Genomic DNA, 3,456 nt, shown 5'->3' with positions numbered 1-3,456 from the left:
AAGTTGTTGCGTAGTGCTTGGTGACCAGGACGGCTGGGGCACCAATAGGTTGTCAAAGGCCGAGTCGATTTTGGGGACTGGGATGTCCCAAAATCTATCACGAGGCCGAAGACACGCTTGGATCGAAGAATGCTGCATCTGCACGATCGAGTGTCGGCACCAACAACGACCGATCAAGGTAACGATTACCCTTTTCACAGGACGTCTCCGAGACAAAGGAGCAGGCATGACAGGCTGCAGAATGCAGGCTCCTGTCCTTCTTCGGATCGTGCTCGGAACAGAGGGGGTCGGAAGAACATACTCTGGCTCTGTCCAAAGCCTGCTCCAGCAGTTCACCCAGACGTTCCGGTTTGCCCAGTTCCACCAGGCCACCCAGAGTACCGTCTGAGTCGGCTGCCGCCGTATAGATGAGAATGCCCGCCTGAGGGTTCTCACCCTCCACGTCCGCATAGATGCGCTCCCTGATGCTCGCCGCGTTGTAGCCACAATCGAGTGCCAGTTCACGGATCAGCAGATGAGAGAGCGTATGGAGCATGGCATAACGTACACCTGGATAGCCATCATTGGGATCGAGCTTACGTGAATTCCGCCACCCTCTATGGCCATTGAAGAGCCTTCGATCCACCACCTGCACACCGGGACGTGTCTCCCACGCCTCCATCATGGATTCCTCGAAACGAATGAAGATTCCCTCCCCATGCACTTGATTCGCCGGTACCCATTCTGGTCTTCCCTTGCCGAGGCTCGCCATCGGTGCACTCTCGTCGGAGCTCTCGGCCTCCTCCGGCGCTTCCACTCGGGTGAATCCCAGCAACGCATTCACTTCACGAAGACGCTTCAACAGAAGCACGCCAGACACATGGCTCTTGTATTTCTCGGGTGGTTCGACGGGGGTACTCATGAAATGAGGATAATCCGTCGGTGGGTTGGGATCCGTCAATACACGCCATTCGGGTTCCTTGATATCAGCCTCGGTCACCGTTTCTGCGACACATCCAGACCGCTTCTTCTCAATGGCATTCCAGATCTGTTCGATCGCATATCGCTCGACACCAGGTAGAAGCCCTGCCAATACCAAAGTCTCTACCACCATAGCTGTCTGTTCCACTGATTCTTTAGACTCAAAATACTTCCACCCATCATCGACCAACTGAGCAACGGGATCATCAGCCAACGGGATCGCCAGCGCCGACAAGGTCACCGGGAACCAGCTATTGGTCGCTCCCAACAACACGGCGCGCGCATCCTCTTCACATTTCTCGTCATAGGTATCGAGATGCGCATGGCGTCCTCGACAGGCCGGCAGATTCTCCTGCCCCAGTCGCCCGAAGGCATGAGCCATGTTCCGCGCTGCACCACAACCATCACATTTGATCCAGAGGTTCTCTGTCTGCAACGACGCCCCACTCTCGAAGAAACGCAGGGTGCCCTTGCAGTCGGAGGTTCCCCTGTGGACGAAATAATGCCAGGGAAAATCGTCGAGATGGCCGTTACGACAGGCCACCAGGAAACGTGCAGGAACCGCGTCTGCGTCCCTTGCCGGCTGATCACCTCTGGATCCCTTGCAGTCCTTGTGTACGAAGCGTGTCGATTCCGGACGATGATAGGACTCCTTCAACTTGAACAAACCAATGTCGTACTCGGACAACAGGCCACACTTCACACAGCGTAGCCAACGAGGAAATGGCCGCACCGGGACACCGATGTAGTCCTCGGCTGTCCGCTTCCCCATATTCTCGCTCACCCTGAACGGTGGCATACGCAGGCTGTCCACCTGAGCACCCAACACGCGTCGCACCGCCGAGAGCAAGCGAGCTTCCTCGATGGGCGTGCAGCGTTCCTTCTCCCAGCGATCGATACCGAGGGTCACCACCGAAAGATTCGGCAGGTCGATCAGCGCACCCGGACCATAGGTCCACAACAACTGACTGGGTCTCACCTCGCCGACTGGCGTCTTGTCGCTCATTCTTCCCTCCCGTGCCTCTCGAACAATCTGGACTCTGGCACCTGGCTCAATATCTTCAATACATGCTTGGCACGAGAACAGCCGACATACAGATCTGAGCGCAAGAAGGTCGACATGACATCGGGCTCGATGACATCCACCAACACGACGATGTCCGATTCCAGCCCCTTGAAGGATCGAATCGTGGAGAACAAGACGCCCCTATCGGCCTGCCAATCCTCGAGATTCTCGGTGAGGTCGGTACCGCCGAGATCCCGCTGATCGGCAAGAACGGAATTGTCCTTCCTCAAGGGAAACAGGATAGCGATCTGAGACGGTCTGATACCTTCCCGTTTCGTCCAATCCTTTACCCAGTCGTTCAATCGGCCAATGGTCTTCCGATGGTCGTCGAGGAAGAGCACCTCCGTCTCGATGCCGACGGGTGTTCCTCGTTTCGTCTCTATGGGGCGGTCGATGATATCGCCGCAGGTATTGGCGATCGACTGGGTATTGCGGCAATTCGTCGGCAGCCGGAATGGTTTTCCCAAGGCAGGAATGGAGACGCCTCTCTCATTGTAGAGATTCTGTGCAGGATCGTAGAAGACATAGAGACAGCCCGCTTCCTCTTTCACGTTTATGGACTCGATGGGATCCCACCAGTCGGCATGGAAATCCTGTCCCTCATCGACGACCACCGCATCGTATCGATCCGGCACTGATTCTATCGCCTCCCACAAGAGCTCTGCTGCCTCGTGCTTCCAGAAATCGCTCTTGTCGCCCTTCGGCGGATCGAACGGTACACCAGCCTTCCGACACCACTCACTACAGAGTTTATGGAAGTGATACACATGGATCAGGTCGTCATACTCTTCGGGCAAGGTACTACGCAGCCACTCTCCGAGACTCTTGTTGTAGCAGAGGAACAATGTCTTCTTGCCCTCCTCCGCGAATCGTTGTGCTCTGGCCTGAGCCATCAGCGTCTTTCCCGATCCAGCTACACCCTTGATGGCGACGCGATCGTTGTCACCCAGGAAATCCAACAGACGAATCTGATCCTCGGTGAGTCGGAACAGTCTCTCTTCCTGATTCTCTATGGTTCGGAACAGCACCGGCAGGATGTTGAATCGGGGTAGGATGGCCCTTTTGACGGCCTGCAGTCGCTCCTTTGGAATCGCTCTCGGTGGATCACGTCGACTCCATTGTCTGAGCGCTTTGGAGATCTTCTCCTCCATTCTCGGGAGATCGCTGGAAGACAGGACGATGGCTGGCTGCGCCCCAGGAGGCGGACTGCCACTATAGATGCAATCAGGGAAGACTGCGGCATAACCAAAGGAAAAATCGGGTGAGCGCCCTCCATAGGCTCGGTCACCGATGGCACCCACGACGGTGTGCATGTTCTTGTTCGCCTGCTCGAAGGGATCTCGAATGTCTCTCTCCTTGCCATTGGGGAGCCGGCGATACCAACGCCGCCCATCGGAATCGTAGCGGATTTCGCCTCCTTTCACTTCCAG

General features: G+C 56.2%; 2 protein-coding genes. Both read right to left on the bottom strand.

What is annotated here, in order from left to right; genetic code table 11:
* Window positions 1-97: 97 nt before the first annotated feature.
* Window positions 98-1,966, bottom strand: coding sequence for a DrmB family protein (drmB, locus tag ACOCD2_RS14600; protein WP_419583614.1), 1,869 nt, complete (start codon window positions 1,964-1,966; stop codon window positions 98-100).
* On the bottom strand, window positions 1,963-3,456 hold a 1,494-nt coding region (locus ACOCD2_RS14595), incomplete at its 5' end, for a DEAD/DEAH box helicase family protein (protein ID WP_419625751.1). The genes ACOCD2_RS14595 and drmB, both read right to left, overlap by 4 nt.

It is taken from the genome of Thiolapillus sp., assembly GCF_048562965.1.
In the GTDB taxonomy this organism is placed as follows: domain Bacteria; phylum Pseudomonadota; class Gammaproteobacteria; order Chromatiales; family Chromatiaceae; genus Thiolapillus; species Thiolapillus brandeum_A.
The sequence above is the reverse complement of the archived record's forward strand: the minus strand, read 5'-3'. Positions and strand labels throughout refer to the sequence as shown.

Coding starts and splice junctions, on each gene's coding strand:
- drmB (WP_419583614.1), bottom strand. CDS start 1,966: ATGAGCGACAAGACGCCAGTCGGCGAGGTGAGACCCAGTCAGTTGTTG.